Genomic DNA, 20,304 nt, shown 5'->3' with positions numbered 1-20,304 from the left:
ACAGGATCACATAATTGCTCCAATTGTATAACAAAAAGTGACTCGTTACCACTGTTTTAAAACGACGTTTTTTTGACCCAACAGCTCTTTTAAGCGATATAACACCTGGTGATCCGCATTGATATGAAACGACTCAGGAAGCTTAATCGTCTGTTTCTGCCTTTCATAATAGAGATAAACGCCTGTTTCCCCTTTATGCTCCAGCAAAATGCGCTTAATCTTCGCCAGGATCTCCTGGCTGTGCTGACTGCTTTCTATTTTTATATAAACCGATGGCGCTTTTTCTGCATCCATATTTTCTAATAATTCTGCCCGGGACATGATGAATTGGATCTTATCTTGTCTTACTTCGCATTTCCCCGCTGTGAACAAAAGAGCGCCTTCTCTTAAAACGGGTGAAAGCTGTCTGAATTGTTCAGGGAAGACTACGGCTTCCATCTCGCCGGTTTCATCACTGAGCGTTAAAAACGCCATGTTTTGACCTGTTTTCGTCCGAATCGTTTTGATTTTCGACAGCAAAACGCCTAGCGAAAGCTGCCTTTTGACTGTCCGCTGAGCCTGCAGAATGGAGACTGCTCCGTGCGCAGCGAGCTGTTTTCGGAAGGCGGAGAGCGGATGATTTGAAAAATAAATGCCGAGCGTTTCCTTTTCAAATGCAAGTAAATCCACTAGCGGAAGCTCTTCCGTTTCCACATACTTCGGCTTAATTGAAAACGATTCCTCTAAAAACAATCCCATTTGGTCATCGTCCGCGGCGAATAGCTCAGCATGTTCCAAAGCAACATCAATGGATGCGAGCAGCGTGGCCCGGTTTTGGCCGAATTCGTCCATCGCACCAGAAAAAATAAGTGCTTCAAGCACTTTGCGATTTACGCTTTTTGACGGCACGCGAAAGCAGAAATCAAAAAGATCTTCAAATGGTTTCTCTTTCCTTGCTTTATATATATCTTTGACTGCTGAGACGCCTACACTTTTTATCGCGCGGAGGCTGTACCTGACAGATCCGTCTTCAACTGTAAACGGAAAACTGCTTTTATTCACTGACGGAGGAAGGATACGAATCCCGCTCCCCTTTGCTTCGTAAAGATATTGAGAAATTTTATCCTCATTGCCAATGACGCTTGTCAGCAATCCGCACATAAAATATAACGGATAATGAGCTTTCAAATACGCAAGCTGGCACCCGATCATGCTGTATGCCACCGCATGGCTTCGGTTAAAGCCATAATTTGCGAATTTGACGATTAAATCGTAGACTTCATTTGCAGTGTCTACAGAATACTCCTTTTTTAAGCACCCTTCAACAAAATGGCTTCGCTCTCTGTCTAAGATTTCTTTTTTCTTTTTGCTGACCGCCCTTCTCAATAGGTCTGCTTCGCCTAAAGAAAACCCCGCCATGCGGGAAGCAATCATCATAATTTGTTCCTGATACACTATAACGCCATATGTATCTTCCAAAATGCTCCTTAAATCCTCATGAGGATAATGGACAGGCGCCCGTCCGTGTTTACGGTCAATAAATAACGGAATATTTTCCATCGGACCGGGCCGGTACAGCGCATTGACCGCCACAATATCCTCGAGGCCTGAAGGTTTTAGCCGCTTCAGGACGCTTCTCATCCCTGCAGATTCGAGCTGGAAAATCCCTGTCGTATCCCCTTTGGACAGCAAGGAGAACGTTTTATCATCGCTGTAGGAAATACTTGAAAGATCTATTTTGATTTTTTCTTCTTTTTCAATCATTGAAGTGATGGATTCAATCAGCGTCAGATTCCTCAAGCCTAAGAAATCCATTTTTAAAAGGCCCAAGTCTTCAAGATGATCCATCGCATATTGCGTTAAATAGATCCCTTCATGCCCTTCCTGAAGCGGAACAACATCTGTTAACGGTTCTTCACTCAGGACAACGCCTGCTGCGTGGGTGGATGCATGCCTTGGCAGCCCTTCTATTTTTCGGGCAATTGTATAGACTTGCTGAAGCAGGCTTGACTCCCGAAGCCGCTTATCCAGCTGCGGGGACTGCTGTCTCGCTTCATCCAGCGTCATGCCCGGTCTTGAAGGAATAAGTTTTGCAAGCTGATCTGCCTCCTTCGGGCTGACGCCAAATACTCTGCCGACGTCCCGAAGCGCCGCCTTTGCCGCAAGTGTTCCAAAGGTGATAATCTGTGCGACGTGCATCGCACCGTATTTCTGCTGAACATATTGAATGACTTCATCCCTTCTTGTATCGGGAAAATCAATATCAATATCCGGCATGCTGATGCGTTCAGGATTTAAAAATCTCTCAAACAGAAGGTGATGCTTAATCGGGTCAACATCTGTGATATACAGCACATATGCCACAAGAGAGCCAGCCGCAGAACCCCGTCCCGGCCCTGTAACAATTCCTTTTTCATGGGCGTGCTTCATAAAATCCCACACGATCAGAAAGTAATCGCTGAACTTCATCCGCTTGATGACATCAAGCTCATATTGAAGTCGGCGAAGGTATCGTTCATCAGGCGTGCCGAAACGGCTGCGGAGTCCCTCCATACAGATATCCGTTAAATAATCATCAGCGGACGTTCCGTCTGCGGTCGGAAAAGACGGCAGACGGGTCTGTCCGAGGCTGACGTCAACCCGGCATTGTTCCGCGATCTCCACAGAAGCTTGCAATGCCTCTGGATGCTCTCGATAAATGTTTTGCATTTCTTCAATTGGTTTCAAATCGAGATCAGGCAGAACTTCAGCAGGTGCATCCGTCAGCTTTTCCCCCGCTTTAATCGCTTTCAGACAACGGTAGGCAGCCTTATCTTCCTTCCTTATGTAGTGCACGTCGCCTGTGGCCGTAACAGGGATACCCGTTTCTTCTGACAGCTTTAGAATCTGTTCAGACAAGATTTGATTCCCTTTAAAAGGCTGATAGGAGAAATAAAAGGCTCCCTTTCCGAATATAGACTGAAACTCCAGCGAAGCTTGAGCGGCCTGTTCGAACAGGCCTCCTTCAAGAAGCGTCTCAATATATCCTTTTTCGCCGGGCGTTATTGCGATAATGCCTTCTCGATAACTGTGAAGCCATTTCGGCTTCAGCCCGCCTTTTGATTTAGATTGCAGAACGCTGCTGATTTTCAGCAGGTTTTGATAGCCTGTATTTGATTTTGCCAGCAGGACGAGCGGGTAGGCTTCGAGCTCGCTGTCATCTGTAAAAACAGAAGCCGTCAAACCGATTATCGGGTTAATCCCTCTCGCCTTGCAAGCTTTATAAAATTGAATAGCTCCGTACATGACATGATCATCTGTCAGCGCCAAAGACGCATATCCGAGCCTGTCAGCTTCACTGACGAGCTCTTCCACAGCCGCGGCGCTGTTTAGCAGGCTGTACCCGCTATGTACTTGCAGGTGAACAAAAGACATGCTATCACCTCTTTCTCATTACGATCCATTTCTTTCTTCATTATAAGGCCCGTTTCCAAAAGAAACAAATGTTCTTTTTTGACTCATCATCATACTTGTCCTGAAAGCTCAATATGATATAAAAGGTGAGGTGATAAAGATGGATCAGGAAGCAGGATTTATGGTGAATTTTATCAATAGCTACTTCATTGCGTTAGGGGTGCTGATCGGGGGCGCACTCATCGGAGGGCTCGGAGCATATTTGGCGGGCGAACCCCCGCTTACAGCCATTACAAAGCTTGCGAACCGGTTAAAAATTTGGGCGCTTGTCGCAGCTATCGGAGGCACCTTTGATGCGGTATACAGCTTTGAACGCGGCATACTCGAAGGCAATACGAGAGATATCTTTAAGCAGCTTCTTTTGATTATTTCAGCCATGGGAGGCGCGCAAAGCGGCTGGCTTATTATATCATGGCTGACCCAGGAGCATCTTTCTTCATGAGGGTCCCACAGCATTACAAAAAACCGGGATGGCAGCGCTTTTTCGCGGGAATGATGTGCGGAGCCGTAATCAGCTGGTTCTTTTTCCTGTTTACTTACGGAACATTTCAAGAGGAGCAGGTCAGCCTCATCGAAAAACAAAAAGAGCATGTAAAAGACTTGAACAATCAAATTTCGATCTATCAGGAAGACCTCCATAAACTGAATGAAGATAATAAAAGAAAACTGCTGATTCAAAGCGTCAGCGTTAAGTTGCTGAATGGGGATAAATATAAAATATCGCAGCCGGATAAAACGAAATTCGAGGAGCATGTAAAGGATGATATTTCAGAGGTCATTACCAAAGACATAGAAAGCGTCTATCAAACAAAGGATCTTTTGAAACGGACAATTGAAAATAAAGTCTATATGATCAATGAAAAAAAATACGAGGCAACCGTCAGAGAATTGATTATTTATACGAGGCTGACAGTAGAACTTGAAATATCATTCGCCACATAATTATGGATTTTTTTTAAATTCTCCAAACTTCTGTCGCTTTTTCCCATTCTTTTTTATAAACTATATGTGAGGCTTAATGGCGAAAGGAAGGAGGAAAGGGAAATGGAGGTTTACAGTGACCGTCAGCTAGCAAAAGATCAAGCAGCCCGTCTCAGACAAGGTTTTTCTGCATATGCCGAAACAAACTCACTCGCTTCCCTCATTAAAAAAGAACTTCAATCTCACAATCTCCAAGTCTACGAGGACCTTACTGATTTCGGCTGCTGGTTCATCCCCGTCACAGATGAACACTAAGAGAGAGGGTCTCCCCTCTACTCGTGTTCTTTACATACTGTTTCCAGATCAGCTAAAATCCGATCGGCTTCATCCCAGCTGTAAATAGAGGCGCCGGCAGCAAACGGATGCCCTCCGCCGTTATATTTGCGGGCAAGTCCGTTAATGACAGGCCCCTTCGAACGGAATCTGACTCTGATTTGATCGTCTTCTTCTACGAAAAACACCCAAGCGCGGATACCTGAGATATTGCCAAGCGTCCCGACAAGCTGCGACGCTTCAGAAGCCGTTGTGCCGAATTTTTCAAGCGTATCCTTTTTGATGAAAACAGAAGCGGCGCCGTTTTCGGACAAAGACACATTTTGAAAGATAAAGCCGTTAAGCTTCACCACATTCAGTTTTGTTTCATACAATTGATTAAACAACTCTGAGGAAGAGAATGGATACTGAATGAGCTCGCCTGCATATTTTAATGTTTTTTCTGTGGTATTCGGAAATAAAAAGCGTCCGGTATCTCCGACAATGCCGGCATAGATCAGCTCTGCCGCTTTCGTATTCAGCTTCCAGCCGTGCTCTTTTCCTTCTAAATACAGCTCGTAAATCATTTCACTTACTGAGCTGGCGCTTGTATCGACCCAAAGAAGGTCACCGTATGGATCTTCGTTCGGATGGTGGTCGATTTTCATTAGTTTGGCGCCTGAAGGATAACGCTGATCGTCGATTCTTTCCTGATTTGCCGTATCGCAGACAATGACAAGTGCGCCTTCATATGTTTCATTGTCCACCTCATCAAGGGAATATAAGAAAGAAAGGGACGGTTCAGGCGTGCCAACCGCAAAAATATTTTTTTCAGGATATGTTTCACGCAGGATTTCCGTAAGCCCGCACTGTGATCCGTAGGCATCCGGATCAGGACGCACATGTCTATGTAAGATAATCGTGTCATATAATGATATGGTTCTGATCAGTTCTGTTTTCATTTGATTCTCCTTTATTGTTTTTATTCATTAAATCACATTCTCTGCCGACGGAAAAGAAAAATAACGTCAAAACCAAGCCCGTTTTTGTATAGAATGGGTTTGTAAACTTTTACGATGGAGGATTTCATTTATGCTGGTTCTTGTTTTTTTGATTGGGCTTTCAGCCTGCTTTTATGTGTACTATAAAGTAAAAGGCGTACGGGCAAAGCCATCTTTGGCAAAGGAAATCTATTCAGCAAAATCAAGCATGGCCTTAGGGTCACTAGTCCTGTTCTACGGGCTCAACCAAATGATATTATTCCATTCAGTATTAACGTTAGTAATCGGCGGTATCTTTATCGTCATAGGAGCAGGAAGCGCTTGGGCAGGTTATAAAGCCTACAGGCATTACAATCCCCTTCACGCCAAAGAAGCTGAAAGAGATCACGCGTAAGGGGCGCCTGAACGTCCCTTAGCTTCTTTCCATCAGCTGAACCATCAGCATCGCTTTCGACACGATATGGCCTTGGCTGTGCACTTCCACTTCCATTTTCCCGAACTTTCTGCCGGCCTCCAAGATACGCGGTTTGACTTCGATGACCGATTCCATCTGCACAGGCTTCAAAAAGAAAATGGTGATGCTCTCGATTACGAGTTCGCCGCGTTTTTTCGAGCGCAAAAACCGGTTTGCCGCCTGCGTCAATATGGTTGTAAATACACCATATGAAATGGTTCCAAGCTGATTTGTCATTTGCGGCGTGACTTCATACTCGTAAACCGTTTGATCCTCTTTATCATCACCCTCGTCTTTAAACCCTCTTGAAACGATATCATCAAGCTTCTCCCCGACCTGCGGCTGCTTTTGAATCATTTGAAGGGCTTTCAACACATCTTGGCGGCTGATCATCCCGATCAGTTTTTGGTGGCCGTCAGTGACGGGAAGCACTTCGATTCCTTCCCATACCATCATTTGCGCCGCTGAGGCGACAGATGTTTTCCCAATCACCGTAACGGGATTTTTGGTCATGACTTTTTCTATGGATGCATTTCGGTCATGGCCGGCAATATCTTTTGATGTCAGAATGCCGTGGATTTTCATTTGATCGTCGACAACCGGGAAGCGGCCGTGACCCGTTTCAAAATTTTTCTCATACCATTTTTCAAGTTTATCCTTGGGCGAAAGATATACCGTGCGGTCAGCGGGTGTTAGGATGTCCTCCACCAAAACAATTTCTTTTTTGATCAGCTGGTCATAAATTGCCCTGTTAATCATCGCAGCGACTGTAAAGGTGTCATAGCTCGTGGATAAAATCGGCAGTTCAAGCTCATCTGCCAGCTGTACAATGCTTTCATCCGTGTTAAAGCCCCCAGTCACCAATACGGCCGCGCCTGCTTCAAGCGCCTGCCTGTGTGCATTGATTCTATTTCCGACAATCAAAAGATTCCCCGCTGCGGTATAACGCATCATCGCGTCCAGTTCCATCGCGCCGATGACGAATTTATTCAATGTCTTATGGAGCCCCGCCCGGCCTCCGAGCACTTGTCCGTCTATAACATTTACAACCTCTGCATAGGTAAGCTTTTCAATGTTCTCTTTTTTCTTTTGTTCAATTCTGATTGTGCCCACACGTTCAATCGTGCTGACAAACCCTTTATTCTCTGCTTCCTTGATCGCTCTGTACGCGGTTCCTTCGCTTACTTTCATTTCCTTTGCAATTCTTCGTACAGAAATTTTTTCGCCGACAGGCAGTGAATCGATATACGTTAAAATTTGTTCATGCTTCGTTGCCAAGCCTTTCACCTCTAAGGACAGTCTTCTTGTTTTTATTATAAGGTTTCAAAGGATTTATACGCAATGAGGCTGGAAAATAAAAAAGAAGCCCGACCGGCTTCTGACAGCGTTGATTTCGTTCCAGTCAAGCGCAAGGACCTCGTGATTCCTTTTACATCGTAAAGCGGAAAAACCCCTTATTTTTCTTTTAAATGGACATCAACCGCTGTCTTAACAATATTTCGATTCCCTATTTTAGATAAAACAAAGAAAACTGCGAATAGCCATATCGTCCCTATGGCCGTATAGATCAATGGATAAACAGCTGTGTTTGCGATCCATTCATTTATTAATGTTCTGGCATTTACCAGAATAATAAATCCTCCTACAAGCACACCCATCAATTGCGGATGAAACTTCTGCACCAGCCATGCTGCGATAGGGGCAGCGATAATTCCGCCGGCCATAAGTGAAAACACCCATAACCAATTGACGTCCTTCCATCCTAATGAAATAAGAAAACCGGCAGTTGCAGATACCGCGATGGCAAATTCACTTGTGTCTACAGTCCCGACAACTTTCCTCGGGCTCAAGCCTTTGCGGGATAATAAAATCGGAGTGGTCACCGGCCCCCAGCCGCCTCCGCCTGTGGCATCTGCAAAACCAGCGATCACTCCCAATGGGATGGATTGTTTTCGGTTTAACGGCACATGCTTCTTCTCAAGAGCCGGCTTATATTGAAATAAAAACCTGATCAATACATATCCGCCCAGAAGGAGCAAAAACAAAGAAATATAGGGTTTCGCCACATCTCCAGGTAATTGGCTGAGGAATGCCGCGCCTAAAAAAGCGCCTATAGAGCCGGGAATGACAAGCTGATAAACGGTTTGTTTGTCAACATTGCCAAATTTAATATGCGACACTCCCGATGCGGCAGTCGTTACGACTTCCGCTAAATGCACAGAAGCTGAAGCCACAGCAGGGGTGATGCTGAACGCCAATAACAAAGAAGTTGAGGTAACCCCATAAGCCATACCTAACGAACCGTCTATTAACTGCGACAATAAACCAATAAATGCAAAAACGATTAATTTCTTCATCAGAACACCCCATCTATATCAATCAGATATTTTTGATTCTTCATTCGAATCTAACAATCTCTTGGCGCTTTCATATAAAAAATAAGAGGCTTTGATAATGGCAGTTTCATCAATTGTAAATGCAGGGTGGTGCCAATCATGATCACCGTCTGTTCCAAAAAACGCAAAGGATCCCGGAATATGCTCAAGATAATAAGCAAAATCTTCCCCCGCGGTTGATGGGTCGGGATCAATGACTTGAAGTTTCGCTTTATGCGCAGCGTCTCGCACCAGCCCCGTTATTGCCTCATCATTACAAAGCGGCGGCGGTCCGGAATGCCACTTCACATTTGCCTTTAACGAGAAAGCGGCAGAAACCTGCTCTGTGACTGCCAAAAAACGCTGTTTCACTTGATTACGAACCTCTGAATCAAATGTACGAACAGTGCCCTCAATGACTACTGTATCCGGAATGACATTCCAAGTGCTGCCGCCATTGATTTTCCCTACCGTTAAAATCGCGCTTTGCAGCGGGTTTACATTTCTGCTTACAATCGTTTGCAGGGCGACAATAAGCTGAGAGGCGCCGACAATTGGATCAAAACCATTATGCGGCAATGCTGCATGAGCTCCTTTCCCTTCTATCTCTACTTTAAAACGGTCAACAGCAGCCATAAGCGGGCCTGTTTTTAACCCTACAGTCCCAACCGCGATATCCGGTTTATTATGAAGCCCAATAACTGCATCAATGCCATCCAGTTGGCCGTCCTCTATCACTTTTGCAGCGCCGGCACCTACTTCCTCTGCCGGCTGAAATAATAAACGAATTTTCCCTTTCAGACTGTCTTGATTTTCCTTCAATAAAAAGGCCGCACCAAGAAGCGCTGCCGTATGAAAATCATGACCACACGCATGCATGATCCCTTTATGTTTAGACGCATAAGGCAATCCTGTTTTTTCTTCAATTGGCAAGGCGTCAATATCAGCCCTCAAAGCAATCGCCGGGCCTTCTGACTCCCCTGCTATATCTGCGAACACACCCGTTTTTAGAGCAGTAGGGCGAATCTTTATCCCCTTTTCTTTAAGGCATTTTTTTATAAAAGCAGTTGTTTCAAATTCTTCTTTTGACAGTTCAGGATATTGGTGCAAGTGCCGGCGAATGCCGATGAGCTGCTTTTCTAGCGTTGAGAGATTTACGGGATTATACTCCCCTTTCAACTTCAGGATGTCATTTCCTGTAGTCTGATAAGGATAGGAGCCTTCTATATTTCTCCAATAATCCATAGACATATGTTCTGCTCCTTTCCCTATCCCAATATATTTTCTTCAGACTCTTCAACATAAGATGAAATAAATCGGTTCAATTTATCATTAAGACCGCCCGCCCCAAATTTTATATACTTGCTGGAAACCTTCGGATTACCTTCTTTCAAAAAGCTTAAAAAAGATAAAATATAAATGCGCCTGTAAGCTACTTGTGTAATTCCGTACTCAAAAAACCAGTTATCAATGACATTGTATACGCCCCGGTTGACGCCATATAGCTTGTTACATTTCTTGTAAAAGCAGAGATCCGGAAGATTTAACTCCTGATGGGAAAGGAGGCTTTCTTTTTTGTTTGGTGCCATAATCCCAATCAGCTCAAAGCGTTTTGCAACGCACGAAATATCCTTTTTAATTTGCTTTGTTAACGACTCCAAAGAATCAAACCTTCTTTCTTCTCTAATTTTAAAGAGAATACTGCATTCGATTTTTTCTCCATAGATGTCTCTATGAAAGTCAAACAAAAAAATCTCCAATGTCTTTTTAAGGTTAGAGCCGACCGTCGGTTTCACACCGATATTCATAACCCCTAAATAAAATTGATGATTGACTGTCGCCAGAACCCCATAAACTCCATTACGCAGCCCATGCATTTTTGCATCTACATTTGCCGTGGGGAATCCAAGCTTTCTGCCTAATTGTTTTCCTTTCACAACCGTACCGGCAATGATCGTCAAAAAAGTCAGCCTCCCCTCTCAGCTACCGCATTCGATCAGACGAAACCTAATGATGTGATGAATATAAAACGGATTGATGCTGCGGAATGCCAAGACCGAGATTTTCCCGCAATGTCCCGCCGCGATAATCTTGACGATAAAGCCCTCTTTCTTGAAGAATCGGAATCACCTTTTCTACAAAAGCATCAAGTGTTCCCGGTATATCCGACCCAATGATAAACCCATCCGCTGCCTCAGCGTTGAACCAAGTTTCAATTAAGGATGCGACACGCTCTGGTGTTCCGATGAATAGCGGCCGCGGAAAAGCCATTTCCTGTGCTACCTCCCGCAATGTCAGATTTCTGGCTTTTGCTTCTCGCTTAATCCGGTCTGTTGTGCTTTGAAACGCATTCTTTCCCACATCGCCAATATCGGGAAATGGCTCATCCAACGGGTAAACACTCAGATCATAATCATCAAAAAAACGGGCCAAATAAGTAACAGCATTTTCAATCGGTATTAATTCTGCAAATTCACGATACTTCTTTTCCGCATCTTCTTCCGTATCTGCCACAATCGGGCTGATCCCCGGAAAAATCCGCACATTTGAAGGATCCCGCCCTTCATCAGCAGCTCGCCTTTTCACATCCGCGTAAAACGCTTTTGTCTCTTCTAATGAATTGGAATGGGTAAAAATCGCATCCGCATTTTTGGCAGCAAACTGCCGGCCTGTTTCTGATGAACCCGCTTGAAACACTACAGGCTCTCCCTGCTTAGAGCGCCCGATATTCAAGGGCCCCTCTACTTGAAAATACTTTCCTTTATGATTCAGGCGATGAAGCTTCGCCGGATCGAAAAACTGCCCTGTTTTCTTATTGTGTATAAATGCGTCATGCTCCCAGGAATTCCACAGCCCGCGCACAACATCCAAATGCTCTTGTGCGATCTCGTAACGTTCAGTGTGTTCTGGCAAATTAGACTTACTATGGTTGCGCGCCGCTCCTTCCTGTGGAGAAGTAACAAGATTCCAGCCTGCCCTGCCCCCGCTGATATGGTCCAGCGACATCAATTGTCTGGAGATCGTGAATGGCTCAGTAAAAGATGTAGAGAACGTCCCTACTAACCCAATATTTTTGGTAACCGATGCTAGCGCAGATAAAATGGTGATCGGTTCAAAACGGTTTAAAAAATGAGGAATCGATTTTTCAGAAATAAATAAGCCGTCTGCAATGAAAATAAAACTAAACAAACCTTTTTCAGCTGTTTGTGCCTTTTTCATGTAAAATTCAATATTCGTGCTGGCCGAGGGATCAACATCGGGATGGCGCCAGCCGTCAGTTGTTCCCCCGACACCGTGAATCATCGCTCCAAACTGAATAAAATCTGAACGTGTCATCTTTTTGCCTCCTTTATCTTTGGATATAATTCGCAAGTGCCAGATCAAGGTGTTCAATGCCGATCTCAGTTATCCCTTGATACTGATTGCCGCGCCCGATTTCGACCACAGGCACATGGCGCACCCCATATTTCACCTGTAAAATATCTCGAAGCTTTTCTTTCTCTGAAACATCGATATGTTGGAACGGGAACCCTTTTTCATTCAAATAATTCTTGACTTCCTCACAATACGAACAGCCTTTTTTACTCCAAACCACAATGTTCACAACATCACTCATTCTTCTGTCCCTCCTTAACGTTTTGCAGCTAAAACTGCATCGCTCAGCAGCTGATAAGACAGCTGTTTTTCTTCAGCATTTTTGATCGGTGTAAAAATAACAAAATCATTAATTTTGTATGTGCCTGATAAACGTGTTAATTCTTCTGCCACTTCTTCCTTTGTTCCGGCAATAATCCCGGTTTTTTGCACGATGATGTCATATGGCTCTGTGACGTTTTCCAGATAGGCCTCAGCCTGTTCGCGGGAACCGACGTTGACCTTACGCCCGTCTTTCAAAACCACTTTTATCGATTCACGCGACACAATATGTTTTTCCGCTTCTTCTTTTGTATGTGCCGCAAAAACAGCGGGAGCAAGATGAAATTCAGCCTCAGATCCTGGGGGGAGATGCGCGTCAAATGCTCGGCGGGCTTCCTTCAGCACTTCCTCTTCACCGTTAATGAAGTAAGCAAAGACAAAAGAGATACCCAGTTTTGCAGCCGAAATGGCACTCTCTGTGCTTCCTCCCAATAGAAAAATACCCGGCTTCAGATCAACCTGCGGCCTAGGACGCAATGCGGCATAGCGGTGGGTATCAGGAAAATCATCCCGTACGAAATGAGTAAGCTCCTCCAGTTTTTCATCAAACTGACGCACCGGTTTTTCATATTCGGCCTGCAGCGCGTCTGTGGACAGCTGAAACCCGCCGGGCGCTTTGCCCACTCCAAGATCTATACGGCCGGGAGCTAACGCTGATAGAAGATAGAACTGCTCCGCCACTTTGTAAGGGCTGTAATGCTGCAGCATCACTCCGCCTGAGGCTAAGCGAATTTTCCTTGTGCTTGCAGCAAGATAGCCTAAAAGAACCTCGGGCGCAGATCCTGCAACCTCATCATTGTTGTGATGTTCAGCCACCCAAAACCGGTGATATCCACAAGCTTCAGCCATTTGTGCCAATTTCACTGTATACTGTAATGTATCAGCTGCTGTCTCCCCTTCACCAATCAAGCTTTGGTCTAAAATACTTAAGCGGATCATATCACCGGCTCCTTTATGTGTTCTTTTGGTTCAAATAAATATTCCGGCGAAACACGGCGAAGAAACTGCCTCGTTCTGTCTTTTTTGGTATGGCGGAAGACTTCCTCCGGGGTTCCTTGTTCAACAATGACTCCTTCATCCATAAAAACAACTTGATCAGAGACCCTTCTTGCAAACTCCATTTCATGTGTGACAACAATCATGGTGGCTCCGGTTTTCACGATTTCCAGCATTACCTCAAGCACTTCACCGACCAGCTCCGGGTCAAGTGCTGCCGTCGGTTCATCGAACAGCAGCACATCAGGATGAATGGCAAGCGCCCTTGCTATCCCAACCCTCTGCTTTTGTCCTCCCGATAACTGACTCGGATAAGCGTTCAATTTATCTTGAAGCCCGACCTTTCTCAGTTCATTTTCCGCTACGGCATACGCGTCTTGTTTTCTCATTTTCCGGGCAATCGTCAAGCCCTCCATGACATTTTCAATCACCGTTTTGTGAGCAAACAGGTGGTATTGCTGAAATACCATTGCCGTCTGTTTTCTGAGCCAGTGAACCTCTTTTTTGGACGGAAAGCTGCAATTAATCACTTTGTCATGTATAGAAATGATCCCTTCGTCTGGACGTTCTAATAAATTCAGGCACCGTAAAAAGGTGGTTTTCCCTGATCCGCTCGGCCCGATAATCGTCACAACTTCTCCCTTGCGTACCGTGAGATTTATCCCTTTTAATACATGGTGGATGCCAAACTGTTTATGGATATTTTTAATCTCAATCATAAAGTGCCTCCTTGAAATCTGGCTGCTTTTCTCTCTAATACTCCATTTACTGATTCTAGGATTAGAGTCAGCACCCAATAGATAATGGCTGCTCCGATAAACGCTTCTAAAAATGCATAATTATCAGAAGCAACGATAGTCGCCGTCCCTGTAATCTCTGGGACAGCCACTATAGCCGCGATAGAGGTGGTATGCAAAAAGCCGATACCCAAATTTGTGAAGTTTGGGATGGAAACCATCAGCGCCTGCGGCAATATTACACGCCGAAAGGTTTGGCTGTGTGTCAAGCCGATTGAATAAGCCGCTTCGACCTGTCCGGTATCCATCGCCAGAATGCCCGACCGGATGATTTCTGTCAGATAAGCTCCGGCAGTTAAAGACAAGGCCATGATGACAAACATGGAGACCGGTATCTCATTGGCGGACCAGCCGAGATGAAAAAAACTGCTGACTTGATCTGCAACAGGAGGTATCCCTAAATAAATCAACATAATGTGAAGGATTGCAGGTGTACTTCGAAAGAAAGACACATAAAACCTTGAGCAAGCCACCAAGCCCTTAATTCTAAAAATTCTAACAATTATATTTCCAAGAGCCACGAGAAATCCAAACACAATCGGCAAAACAGCCATCATCAATGTCAGAGGAATGGTTTTTACCATTTCTTTCATGGCGGAAACAATAAATGGAAAGTCAAATTGCAATCTTCTCCCCCCTCATCCGAAGAAATATATCAATGTATGTTCATGTCAAAAACAGTAACAATCCTTGTTTGATTCTTCTTGATTCGTTTTTCTGCCACTTGAAAGAACCATTCGAATAAAACCGCTACAGCATAATAAACAATCGATAGCGCAATGTAAACTTCAAGAGAATGGTTGCTTGAGGTGATCAATGTTTGGCCCCTTCCGGACATATCCATAACACCAATGGAAAAGGCTAGAGACGTATCTTTTAAAGAACTGATCACCATGTTTCCCATATTCGGAAACGCCTGGACAAGTGCCTGAGGCAGAACGATTCGCCTGAAGGCCTGACTACCGCTTAAGCCAATACTGTACGCCGCTTCCGTTTGGCCTTTATCTACACTGCCCACTCCCGCTCGAATGATTTCTGCGACTGCCGCTGCATTGCTTAACGCATAGGTTGCGACAGCAGCATAAAACGGGTCCATTTTTGATGTATCAATCCCGATAAGCCCAGTAAGCGCCGGGATTCCGTAAAACACGATGAAAAGCTGCACCATGATAGGCGTTCCCCTGAAAAACGAGATATACACTTTTGCCAATTGATTTACAATTGGAATATTGTAGATGCGGGGCAGTGCCAGAAAGAGTCCTAATACAAAACCGAAAAGCAAGGACAGTGTTAAAATGTATAATGTAACCGGTAAATAAGCGGTTAACGTCGGCACAAAATCTCCAATCATGTTCATATCAAACGCTTTTTCCATCACTGCTCCCTCTCTTTTTACCTAATACTGCTCTTTGGAATAGTCGTCACCAAGCCATTTCAAACTGAGCCTTTTCAGCGTTCCGTCATCAATGATTTCCTGTAAGGCTTTATCAATATCGTCACTTAACGTTTGTTCATTTTTGTTAAACATAAAATACACTTTGGCATTTGAAAGCACATTACCGACGGTTTTTTCTTTAATAGCGCTCGTCTTGTTTTGAAAGTCTACTGCAAAAGGCGTAGAGATCGTTGCGTCCGCACGCCCCGATTTCAGCTGATTCGCAGTCTCATTTGCGCCTTGGCCCTCATAGGCAATCTCAAACGGCCGCCCATTTTCCTCATTCCACTTTTTCAGTACAAGCGCTCCGTTGGATGTTGCACTCGTAATCACCCGTTTTCCTTTTAAGTCTTCAATTCCACGGATCGTATCGTTATTTTGAAGCACAGTAATTTTTAAAGGGAAATGGTTGTAGGCAACCCTGTTAAACAGAAATTTTTTCTCTCGCTCTTTGCTTTTCTCCATTTGATGTGCCACAATATCGACTTTATGCTGTCCGAGGCTGACAAGCAGGTTGGAAAATTCCATCGTTTTAAATGTGAATTTATAATTTGGCAGGCGCTTATCAAGCTCTTTGATCAGTTCGACATCATAACCGGTTAAATCGCCTTTTTCATTAATAAAGCAAATATTGGGAAATTGGGTTCCAGTTCCAACCGTGATCGTCTGTACCTTCTTTTGCCCGGCTCCCGTCGTTTGACTGTCTGCACCGCAAGCTGACAGAACTGTTATAAGGGAAAATAATATTGCCATGAATGCTGCTTTCGTTTTCATCTCATCGCCCCATTTATTTTTCAAAACTTGATTTTGAATAATCTGCCCCGAGCCATTTTCGGCTTAGTTTTTTTAGCGTTCCGTTTTTCTCCAGCTTTTTAATCGCTTGATCCGTGTCATCCGCCAAGGTTTGGCTGCCTTTATTAAACATAAAGTACACCTCGGTATCTAATAACACGTCACCGACTGTCTTTTGGCGGAAGGCGTGCGTTTTATTCTGAAAATCGACGGCAAACGGTGTAGCTATCGTTGCATCTGCGCGCCCAGTTTCAATTTGATTGGCGGTGTCATTGCTTCCCTGTCCCGCATATTTTAAATGAATTGGGCTGCCGTGCGTTTTGTTGTACTTTGTAATATAATCTGCCGCATTTGACGTGGCGCCAACTATGACTGTTTTTCCGTGCAAGTCTTTTAATGTATGAATCTTGTGATTATCCTCTTTCACCGTGATGTACATCGGCGAGTAGTTATATGGGACTTTATGATACAAAAAACGCTTTTCTCGTTCTTTATTTTTGGCCATATTGTGCGCAATCACATCAATTTTTTTATTTCCGAGACTCGTCAGCAAATTTGAGAAATCCATCATTTTAAATTCAAATGTATATTGAGGCAACTCCTTATCGATGGCTCTTATCACTTCAATGTCATAACCGGTCAAATCGCCTTTTTCATCTAAAAACGCAATATTCGGAAAATCTGTTCCAGTGCCGACTATGACTGTTTGAGCCTGACGATCTGTTTTGTTTTTTGTTTGCGAACATCCCCCGGCAAGTAATGCAAACACTGACAGCAGCAAAACCAATCCTTTGCGCTTATTCATAGGCTGCCTCACATCATGCCCAGCTGGGCGCACCTAAAAGCGTTGGGTTAAATCGTTCCGGAATCAGAACCTTGTGCATCATCACGCCTATGTCCCCGTCTTTTTCCTGCTCAAAATACACTTCATACCCTCTCCTTCTGTACATGTCAGCAAGCCAAGGATGCTTGCGCGCCGATGTGCCGAGTGTCAGGGCAGGAGCCTTCAGCATATCTCGAAGCACTTTTTCTTCAACATACGTAAGCAGCTTACTTCCGGCGCCTTGTCCTTTATATTCCGGCAGTGTCGCAAACCACCACACAAACGGATATTTTGAAGGAGGCGTCTCACTCTCCCACGGGAACCTGATTGTAATCGTTGAAATCAGCTTCCCATCCCGCTCCAGCACAATCGCTGAATGATGTTCAATATTTTCTGATACCATTTGGATATCAGCTCTCGTGGATGGCCAATCAATATCCAGCTGCCGAATGGGCGAAAATGCGCTGTTAACCAGTTTCAGCAGCTCCGGTGCATCTTCAACAGTTGCCAGTCGAAAAATATCCTCACTCATTTTTGTCACTCCTCTTCACAAAATATATAATCCCGATTTGTTTACTAAGCTTTTATTGTTTATACTATAAAGCATACTCTGATCTTTGACTAATCAAAAAAAGTAAACCTTCACTTCAGTAATTTTAATGATGAAAAACAGGAGGGAGCACATTGGAGTTACGCTCAATCAAAACGTTTCATACGATTGTGAAATTTGGAAGCTTCTATAAAGCTGCAGAAATACTCAACTACTCGCAGCCGACGATATCGATGCGTATGAAGCAATTGGAGCAGGATTTAGGCGTACTGCTGTTTGAAAGAGGAAAAAGCCTGCAGTTGACAAAAGCAGGGAAACTTTTTTATGAACGAACAGGAGATCTTTTGACACAATACGAGGCGCTTAAACACAACCTCTCCGACTTAAAGGAAGAAGAGGCAGGCATTATCAACATAGGGATTTCAGAGCCGACCGCCAGTCTGATATTCCCCGAGATTTTAAAGGATTTCTTAAAGGATTACCCAAAGATAACGGTTAATATCAAGGTTGATGACGCCAATACTTGCAGTCAAAAGCTCTTAGACGGGACGATTGATTTTGCGGTCTGCGGCGAGCCGGAGCTGATTCTTGAAAATTACTACCATCCATTTTTTTATGACACATTAAATGTGATTGTATCTGATCAACATCCGCTCGCTGAGAAGAAGGCTGTCCATTTGTCTGATTTAGCAGAAGAGCGCTTCATATTTACGCCCGCCAATTGCCCCATTCGCTTACAAATTGAACAGCATTTACATAGAGAACTCGGTAATCGCTACAAAAAAATGGAGCTCACAAGCAGCATGTCACATGAATATTACGTACGTGAAAACATCGGAATTTCAATCTTTACCAGCACCGCACATTCTAAACCGTTCAACGGCACTAAAGTTATTCCAATTCTGAACCTGGATATCACCCCGCCCATAGGGCTGTTGACAAATCAAAAAGAAGTTCATTTTGACCGCGCCACGAAGGACTTGATCGCTCGGATAACCAAACGTTTTCAGCAACGCAGCAAAGAATTGGAAGGAACCTCTGATAAGACCATTACAGGATAACTGAAAAAATAAAAACCACCTCCTGATTCATCAGGAGATGGTTTCACCGCTTACAGCTCGATCGTCTCACCGACCGACATGACTTTGCCGACTCCGCCCGGAAGGCTGTCAGCGAATGCTTCTGGGTCTTGCTCGATGACCGGGAATGTATTGTAATGCACCGGCACGACCTGTTTTGCGCGCAGCCATTCAGCGGCAAGCTTGGCGTCCTCAGGCCCCATCGTAAAGTTATCGCCAATCGGCAGAAAAGCAAGATCAATATGATTCAACTCGCCAATGAGTTTCATATCAGAGAATAGTGCCGTATCACCCGCATGGAAAATCGTTTTACCTTCTACAGTCAGCAAAATACCGGCTGGCATGCCTGTGTAAGTGATCGTTTTGTTTTCTTCATCTGTGATGGCTGATCCATGAAAGGCCTGTGTGAGCTTCACTTTTCCAAAATCGAACTGGCGGGAGCCCCCGATGTGCATCGGATGAACATTCAAGCCTTTCCAGCCTAAGTACACAGCGAGCTCGTTCGGTGCTATAACCAGCGCGTTATTTTGCTTGGCGATTTGTTCAGTATCACCGACATGGTCATTGTGGCCGTGCGTTAATAAGATGACATCCGCTTTTACATCCTCCGGCTTGATATCCGTTAACGAATTCCCTGTTAAAAACGGATCAAATATAATATGGTGGTCCTTCGTTTCCACTGTAATTACAGAATGTCCGTGATATGTTACTTTCATTTCTTTCACCTCGTCACGTGATTTTGTTTTTTTTATTTTCCCTTTTTCAAAAGCTGAAAAACTTATGTTGTTTGATTCTTGTTAATAACATTGAGACCTCCGGTGGCTTCAATGACAGTCCCAGTCACAAGGTCTGAGTTCTCCTCACACAAGAAAGCGATAATCCGAGCGATATCCTCGCCTGTTCCGGACCTTCCTATCGGCGTTTTTTCTTTGCCGATTCTCATTCTGGCTTCCTCTATCGATGCTTCTTTCATGTCGCCGACAATGTCTCCCGGGCAAACCATGTTGGCGGTTATTCCGAATTCGGCTTCTTCAATGGCGATTGTCTTTGTCAAAGAAGCCAAGCCCACTTTCGCAGCGCCAAATGCCGAGCGATGAAGCCAGCCTGGCGCGTGAGCCGCACCTTGGAATCCGTACGTAATGATGCGCCCAAATTGCTGTTTTCTCATAATAGGAATAACCGCTTTGAATAAATGAAAGACGGCGCTTAAATTTCCTTCCAGCATGCCGTACCATTCATCATCAGTATAATCGGCTAACTTTTTACGTTCAAATATGTATGGTCCCGCGTTGTTAATCAAAAAGTCGATCCTTCCAAAGCGGTTTAAGGCAGTGTCTGCAATACGCAGCAGATCTTCTTTTTTGGTGACATCACCTTTTACAAATTGCAGCCGGTCAAGACAATCGGGACAGGCTTTCTTCAGGCGGCTGACTGCCTCCTCATCCTGTCTGTAATTGACTGTTACTGAATACCCCTTTGCAAGCAACGTTTCAGTCACTTTGCGGCCTAAACCCTTCGAACCGGCAGTAATTAAAGCATGTCGCACATGAATACCTCCCAAAGCAACGTCGCCGCTTTCAATAAAGTGTTTCTTCTTCTACTTTACTATAAAAGGCTTGCAATATCACTTTTTACACTTTG

The 20,304-nt window shown here is 44.4% G+C and carries 21 protein-coding genes and 1 pseudogene; 5 read left to right on the top strand and 17 right to left on the bottom strand.

Annotated features, from left to right (window positions below):
* Positions 1-45: 45 nt before the first annotated feature.
* Positions 46-3,393 carry a DNA polymerase III subunit alpha gene (gene dnaE, locus NZD81_RS01000; RefSeq protein ID WP_282373071.1) on the bottom strand — a complete coding sequence of 1,116 codons (3,348 nt, stop codon included), beginning with the start codon at positions 3,391-3,393 and terminating at the stop codon, positions 46-48.
* A 139-nt stretch (positions 3,394-3,532) separates the two neighbouring features.
* Here dnaE and ytrH point away from each other — a divergent pair, with 139 nt between their 5' ends.
* The 3 genes from ytrH (at position 3,533) to NZD81_RS00985 (ending at position 4,668) form a co-directional block, all read left to right on the top strand.
* Positions 3,533-3,874 carry a sporulation membrane protein YtrH gene (ytrH, locus tag NZD81_RS00995; protein WP_003229410.1) on the top strand — a complete coding sequence of 114 codons (342 nt, stop codon included), beginning with the start codon at positions 3,533-3,535 and terminating at the stop codon, positions 3,872-3,874.
* A complete protein-coding gene (ytrI, locus tag NZD81_RS00990) occupies positions 3,871-4,374 on the top strand; it encodes a sporulation membrane protein YtrI (RefSeq protein ID WP_003229408.1) in 504 nt (167 codons plus the stop codon). The genes ytrH and ytrI overlap by 4 nt, the downstream gene beginning before the upstream one ends.
* 102 nt (positions 4,375-4,476) lie before the next feature.
* Positions 4,477-4,668, top strand: a complete 192-nt coding sequence (locus NZD81_RS00985) for a YtzJ family protein (RefSeq protein ID WP_003229407.1) — start codon at positions 4,477-4,479, stop codon at positions 4,666-4,668.
* A 17-nt stretch (positions 4,669-4,685) separates the two neighbouring features.
* Here NZD81_RS00985 and nrnA read toward each other — a convergent pair whose 3' ends face one another.
* Positions 4,686-5,627: a bifunctional oligoribonuclease/PAP phosphatase NrnA gene (nrnA, locus tag NZD81_RS00980; protein WP_095432420.1), complete on the bottom strand. Its 942-nt coding sequence runs from the start codon at positions 5,625-5,627 to the stop codon at positions 4,686-4,688.
* Positions 5,628-5,757: 130 nt separating this feature from the next.
* Here nrnA and NZD81_RS00975 point away from each other — a divergent pair, with 130 nt between their 5' ends.
* Positions 5,758-6,060, top strand: a complete 303-nt coding sequence (locus NZD81_RS00975) for a YtpI family protein (protein WP_014664957.1) — start codon at positions 5,758-5,760, stop codon at positions 6,058-6,060.
* A gap of 18 nt (positions 6,061-6,078) precedes the next feature.
* Here NZD81_RS00975 and NZD81_RS00970 read toward each other — a convergent pair whose 3' ends face one another.
* From NZD81_RS00970 to snaA, 13 genes and pseudogenes are all read right to left on the bottom strand, one after another.
* A complete protein-coding gene (locus NZD81_RS00970; RefSeq protein WP_040082153.1) occupies positions 6,079-7,398 on the bottom strand; it encodes a CBS domain-containing protein in 1,320 nt (439 codons plus the stop codon).
* A gap of 176 nt (positions 7,399-7,574) precedes the next feature.
* Entirely contained in the window at positions 7,575-8,477 is a 903-nt protein-coding gene (locus NZD81_RS00965; protein ID WP_282373078.1) for a sulfite exporter TauE/SafE family protein, read from the bottom strand.
* Positions 8,478-8,495: 18 nt separating this feature from the next.
* Positions 8,496-9,746: an S-alkyl-N-acetyl-metabolite deacetylase SndA gene (gene sndA, locus NZD81_RS00960; protein WP_103030826.1), complete on the bottom strand. Its 1,251-nt coding sequence runs from the start codon at positions 9,744-9,746 to the stop codon at positions 8,496-8,498.
* 17 nt (positions 9,747-9,763) lie between these two features.
* The gene (gene ribR, locus NZD81_RS00955) at positions 9,764-10,456 is read right to left on the bottom strand and encodes an RNA-binding riboflavin kinase RibR (RefSeq protein WP_282373080.1); all 693 of its coding nucleotides are present in this window, start codon (positions 10,454-10,456) and stop codon (positions 9,764-9,766) included.
* 46 nt (positions 10,457-10,502) lie between these two features.
* A complete protein-coding gene (locus NZD81_RS00950) occupies positions 10,503-11,831 on the bottom strand; it encodes an LLM class flavin-dependent oxidoreductase (protein ID WP_103030828.1) in 1,329 nt (442 codons plus the stop codon).
* Positions 11,828-12,111: pseudogene (locus NZD81_RS00945) on the bottom strand (glutaredoxin family protein). Before NZD81_RS00945 ends, NZD81_RS00950 begins: the two are co-directional and overlap by 4 nt.
* A 14-nt stretch (positions 12,112-12,125) precedes the next feature.
* Positions 12,126-13,130 carry an LLM class flavin-dependent oxidoreductase gene (locus tag NZD81_RS00940; RefSeq protein ID WP_282373081.1) on the bottom strand — a complete coding sequence of 335 codons (1,005 nt, stop codon included), beginning with the start codon at positions 13,128-13,130 and terminating at the stop codon, positions 12,126-12,128.
* Entirely contained in the window at positions 13,127-13,906 is a 780-nt protein-coding gene (gene tcyN / locus NZD81_RS00935) for a sulfur-containing amino-acid ABC transporter ATP-binding protein TcyN (RefSeq protein WP_003229383.1), read from the bottom strand. The genes NZD81_RS00940 and tcyN overlap by 4 nt, the downstream gene beginning before the upstream one ends.
* Positions 13,903-14,610: a sulfur-containing amino acid ABC transporter permease TcyM gene (gene tcyM / locus NZD81_RS00930; RefSeq protein WP_015714510.1), complete on the bottom strand. Its 708-nt coding sequence runs from the start codon at positions 14,608-14,610 to the stop codon at positions 13,903-13,905. Before tcyM ends, tcyN begins: the two co-directional genes overlap by 4 nt.
* Before the next feature lie 29 nt (positions 14,611-14,639).
* Positions 14,640-15,359, bottom strand: a complete 720-nt coding sequence (gene tcyL / locus NZD81_RS00925) for a sulfur-containing amino acid ABC transporter permease TcyL (RefSeq protein WP_014664967.1) — start codon at positions 15,357-15,359, stop codon at positions 14,640-14,642.
* A gap of 21 nt (positions 15,360-15,380) precedes the next feature.
* The gene (tcyK, locus tag NZD81_RS00920; protein ID WP_014664968.1) at positions 15,381-16,193 is read right to left on the bottom strand and encodes a sulfur-containing amino acid ABC transporter substrate-binding protein TcyK; all 813 of its coding nucleotides are present in this window, start codon (positions 16,191-16,193) and stop codon (positions 15,381-15,383) included.
* A gap of 13 nt (positions 16,194-16,206) precedes the next feature.
* Positions 16,207-17,016 (bottom strand): sulfur-containing amino acid ABC transporter substrate-binding protein TcyJ, encoded by an 810-nt coding sequence (gene tcyJ, locus NZD81_RS00915; RefSeq protein WP_069150067.1) that lies wholly within the window; start codon positions 17,014-17,016, stop codon positions 16,207-16,209.
* A gap of 13 nt (positions 17,017-17,029) precedes the next feature.
* Positions 17,030-17,566: an N-acetyltransferase SnaA gene (snaA, locus tag NZD81_RS00910; protein WP_014664970.1), complete on the bottom strand. Its 537-nt coding sequence runs from the start codon at positions 17,564-17,566 to the stop codon at positions 17,030-17,032.
* A gap of 152 nt (positions 17,567-17,718) precedes the next feature.
* Between snaA and ytlI the strand changes: the two genes are divergently transcribed.
* Positions 17,719-18,645 carry a LysR family transcriptional regulator YtlI gene (gene ytlI / locus NZD81_RS00905; protein WP_014664971.1) on the top strand — a complete coding sequence of 309 codons (927 nt, stop codon included), beginning with the start codon at positions 17,719-17,721 and terminating at the stop codon, positions 18,643-18,645.
* Positions 18,646-18,695: 50 nt separating this feature from the next.
* Here the strand turns inward: ytlI and NZD81_RS00900 are convergent, their stop codons facing one another.
* Both NZD81_RS00900 and NZD81_RS00895 read right to left on the bottom strand, forming a co-directional pair.
* Positions 18,696-19,379, bottom strand: coding sequence for a metal-dependent hydrolase (locus tag NZD81_RS00900; protein WP_014664972.1), 684 nt, complete (start codon positions 19,377-19,379; stop codon positions 18,696-18,698).
* Positions 19,380-19,441: 62 nt separating this feature from the next.
* Entirely contained in the window at positions 19,442-20,209 is a 768-nt protein-coding gene (locus NZD81_RS00895; protein WP_069840119.1) for an SDR family oxidoreductase, read from the bottom strand.
* Between the last annotated feature and the right edge of the window lie 95 nt (positions 20,210-20,304).

The sequence above is a fragment of the Bacillus sp. B.PNR1 genome, from assembly GCF_030386235.1.
Classification (GTDB): domain Bacteria; phylum Bacillota; class Bacilli; order Bacillales; family Bacillaceae; genus Bacillus; species Bacillus stercoris.
Note: the sequence above shows the minus strand (reverse complement) of the source record. Positions and strands in the feature narration are given on the sequence as shown.

Bases quoted from the DNA above. Each gene is read 5' to 3' on its own strand.
- dnaE (WP_282373071.1), bottom strand. From the start codon at position 3,393: ATGTCTTTTGTTCACCTGCAAGTACATAGCGGGTACAGCCTGCTAAAC.
- ytrH (WP_003229410.1), top strand. From the start codon at position 3,533: ATGGATCAGGAAGCAGGATTTATGGTGAATTTTATCAATAGCTACTTC.
- ytrI (WP_003229408.1), top strand. From the start codon at position 3,871: ATGAGGGTCCCACAGCATTACAAAAAACCGGGATGGCAGCGCTTTTTC.
- NZD81_RS00985 (WP_003229407.1), top strand. From the start codon at position 4,477: ATGGAGGTTTACAGTGACCGTCAGCTAGCAAAAGATCAAGCAGCCCGT.
- nrnA (WP_095432420.1), bottom strand. From the start codon at position 5,627: ATGAAAACAGAACTGATCAGAACCATATCATTATATGACACGATTATC.
- NZD81_RS00975 (WP_014664957.1), top strand. From the start codon at position 5,758: ATGCTGGTTCTTGTTTTTTTGATTGGGCTTTCAGCCTGCTTTTATGTG.
- NZD81_RS00965 (WP_282373078.1), bottom strand. From the start codon at position 8,477: ATGAAGAAATTAATCGTTTTTGCATTTATTGGTTTATTGTCGCAGTTA.
- sndA (WP_103030826.1), bottom strand. From the start codon at position 9,746: ATGTCTATGGATTATTGGAGAAATATAGAAGGCTCCTATCCTTATCAG.
- NZD81_RS00950 (WP_103030828.1), bottom strand. From the start codon at position 11,831: ATGACACGTTCAGATTTTATTCAGTTTGGAGCGATGATTCACGGTGTC.
- NZD81_RS00940 (WP_282373081.1), bottom strand. From the start codon at position 13,130: ATGATCCGCTTAAGTATTTTAGACCAAAGCTTGATTGGTGAAGGGGAG.
- tcyN (WP_003229383.1), bottom strand. From the start codon at position 13,906: ATGATTGAGATTAAAAATATCCATAAACAGTTTGGCATCCACCATGTA.
- tcyL (WP_014664967.1), bottom strand. From the start codon at position 15,359: ATGGAAAAAGCGTTTGATATGAACATGATTGGAGATTTTGTGCCGACG.
- tcyK (WP_014664968.1), bottom strand. From the start codon at position 16,193: ATGAAAACGAAAGCAGCATTCATGGCAATATTATTTTCCCTTATAACA.
- tcyJ (WP_069150067.1), bottom strand. From the start codon at position 17,016: ATGAATAAGCGCAAAGGATTGGTTTTGCTGCTGTCAGTGTTTGCATTA.
- snaA (WP_014664970.1), bottom strand. From the start codon at position 17,566: ATGAGTGAGGATATTTTTCGACTGGCAACTGTTGAAGATGCACCGGAG.
- NZD81_RS00900 (WP_014664972.1), bottom strand. From the start codon at position 19,379: ATGAAAGTAACATATCACGGACATTCTGTAATTACAGTGGAAACGAAG.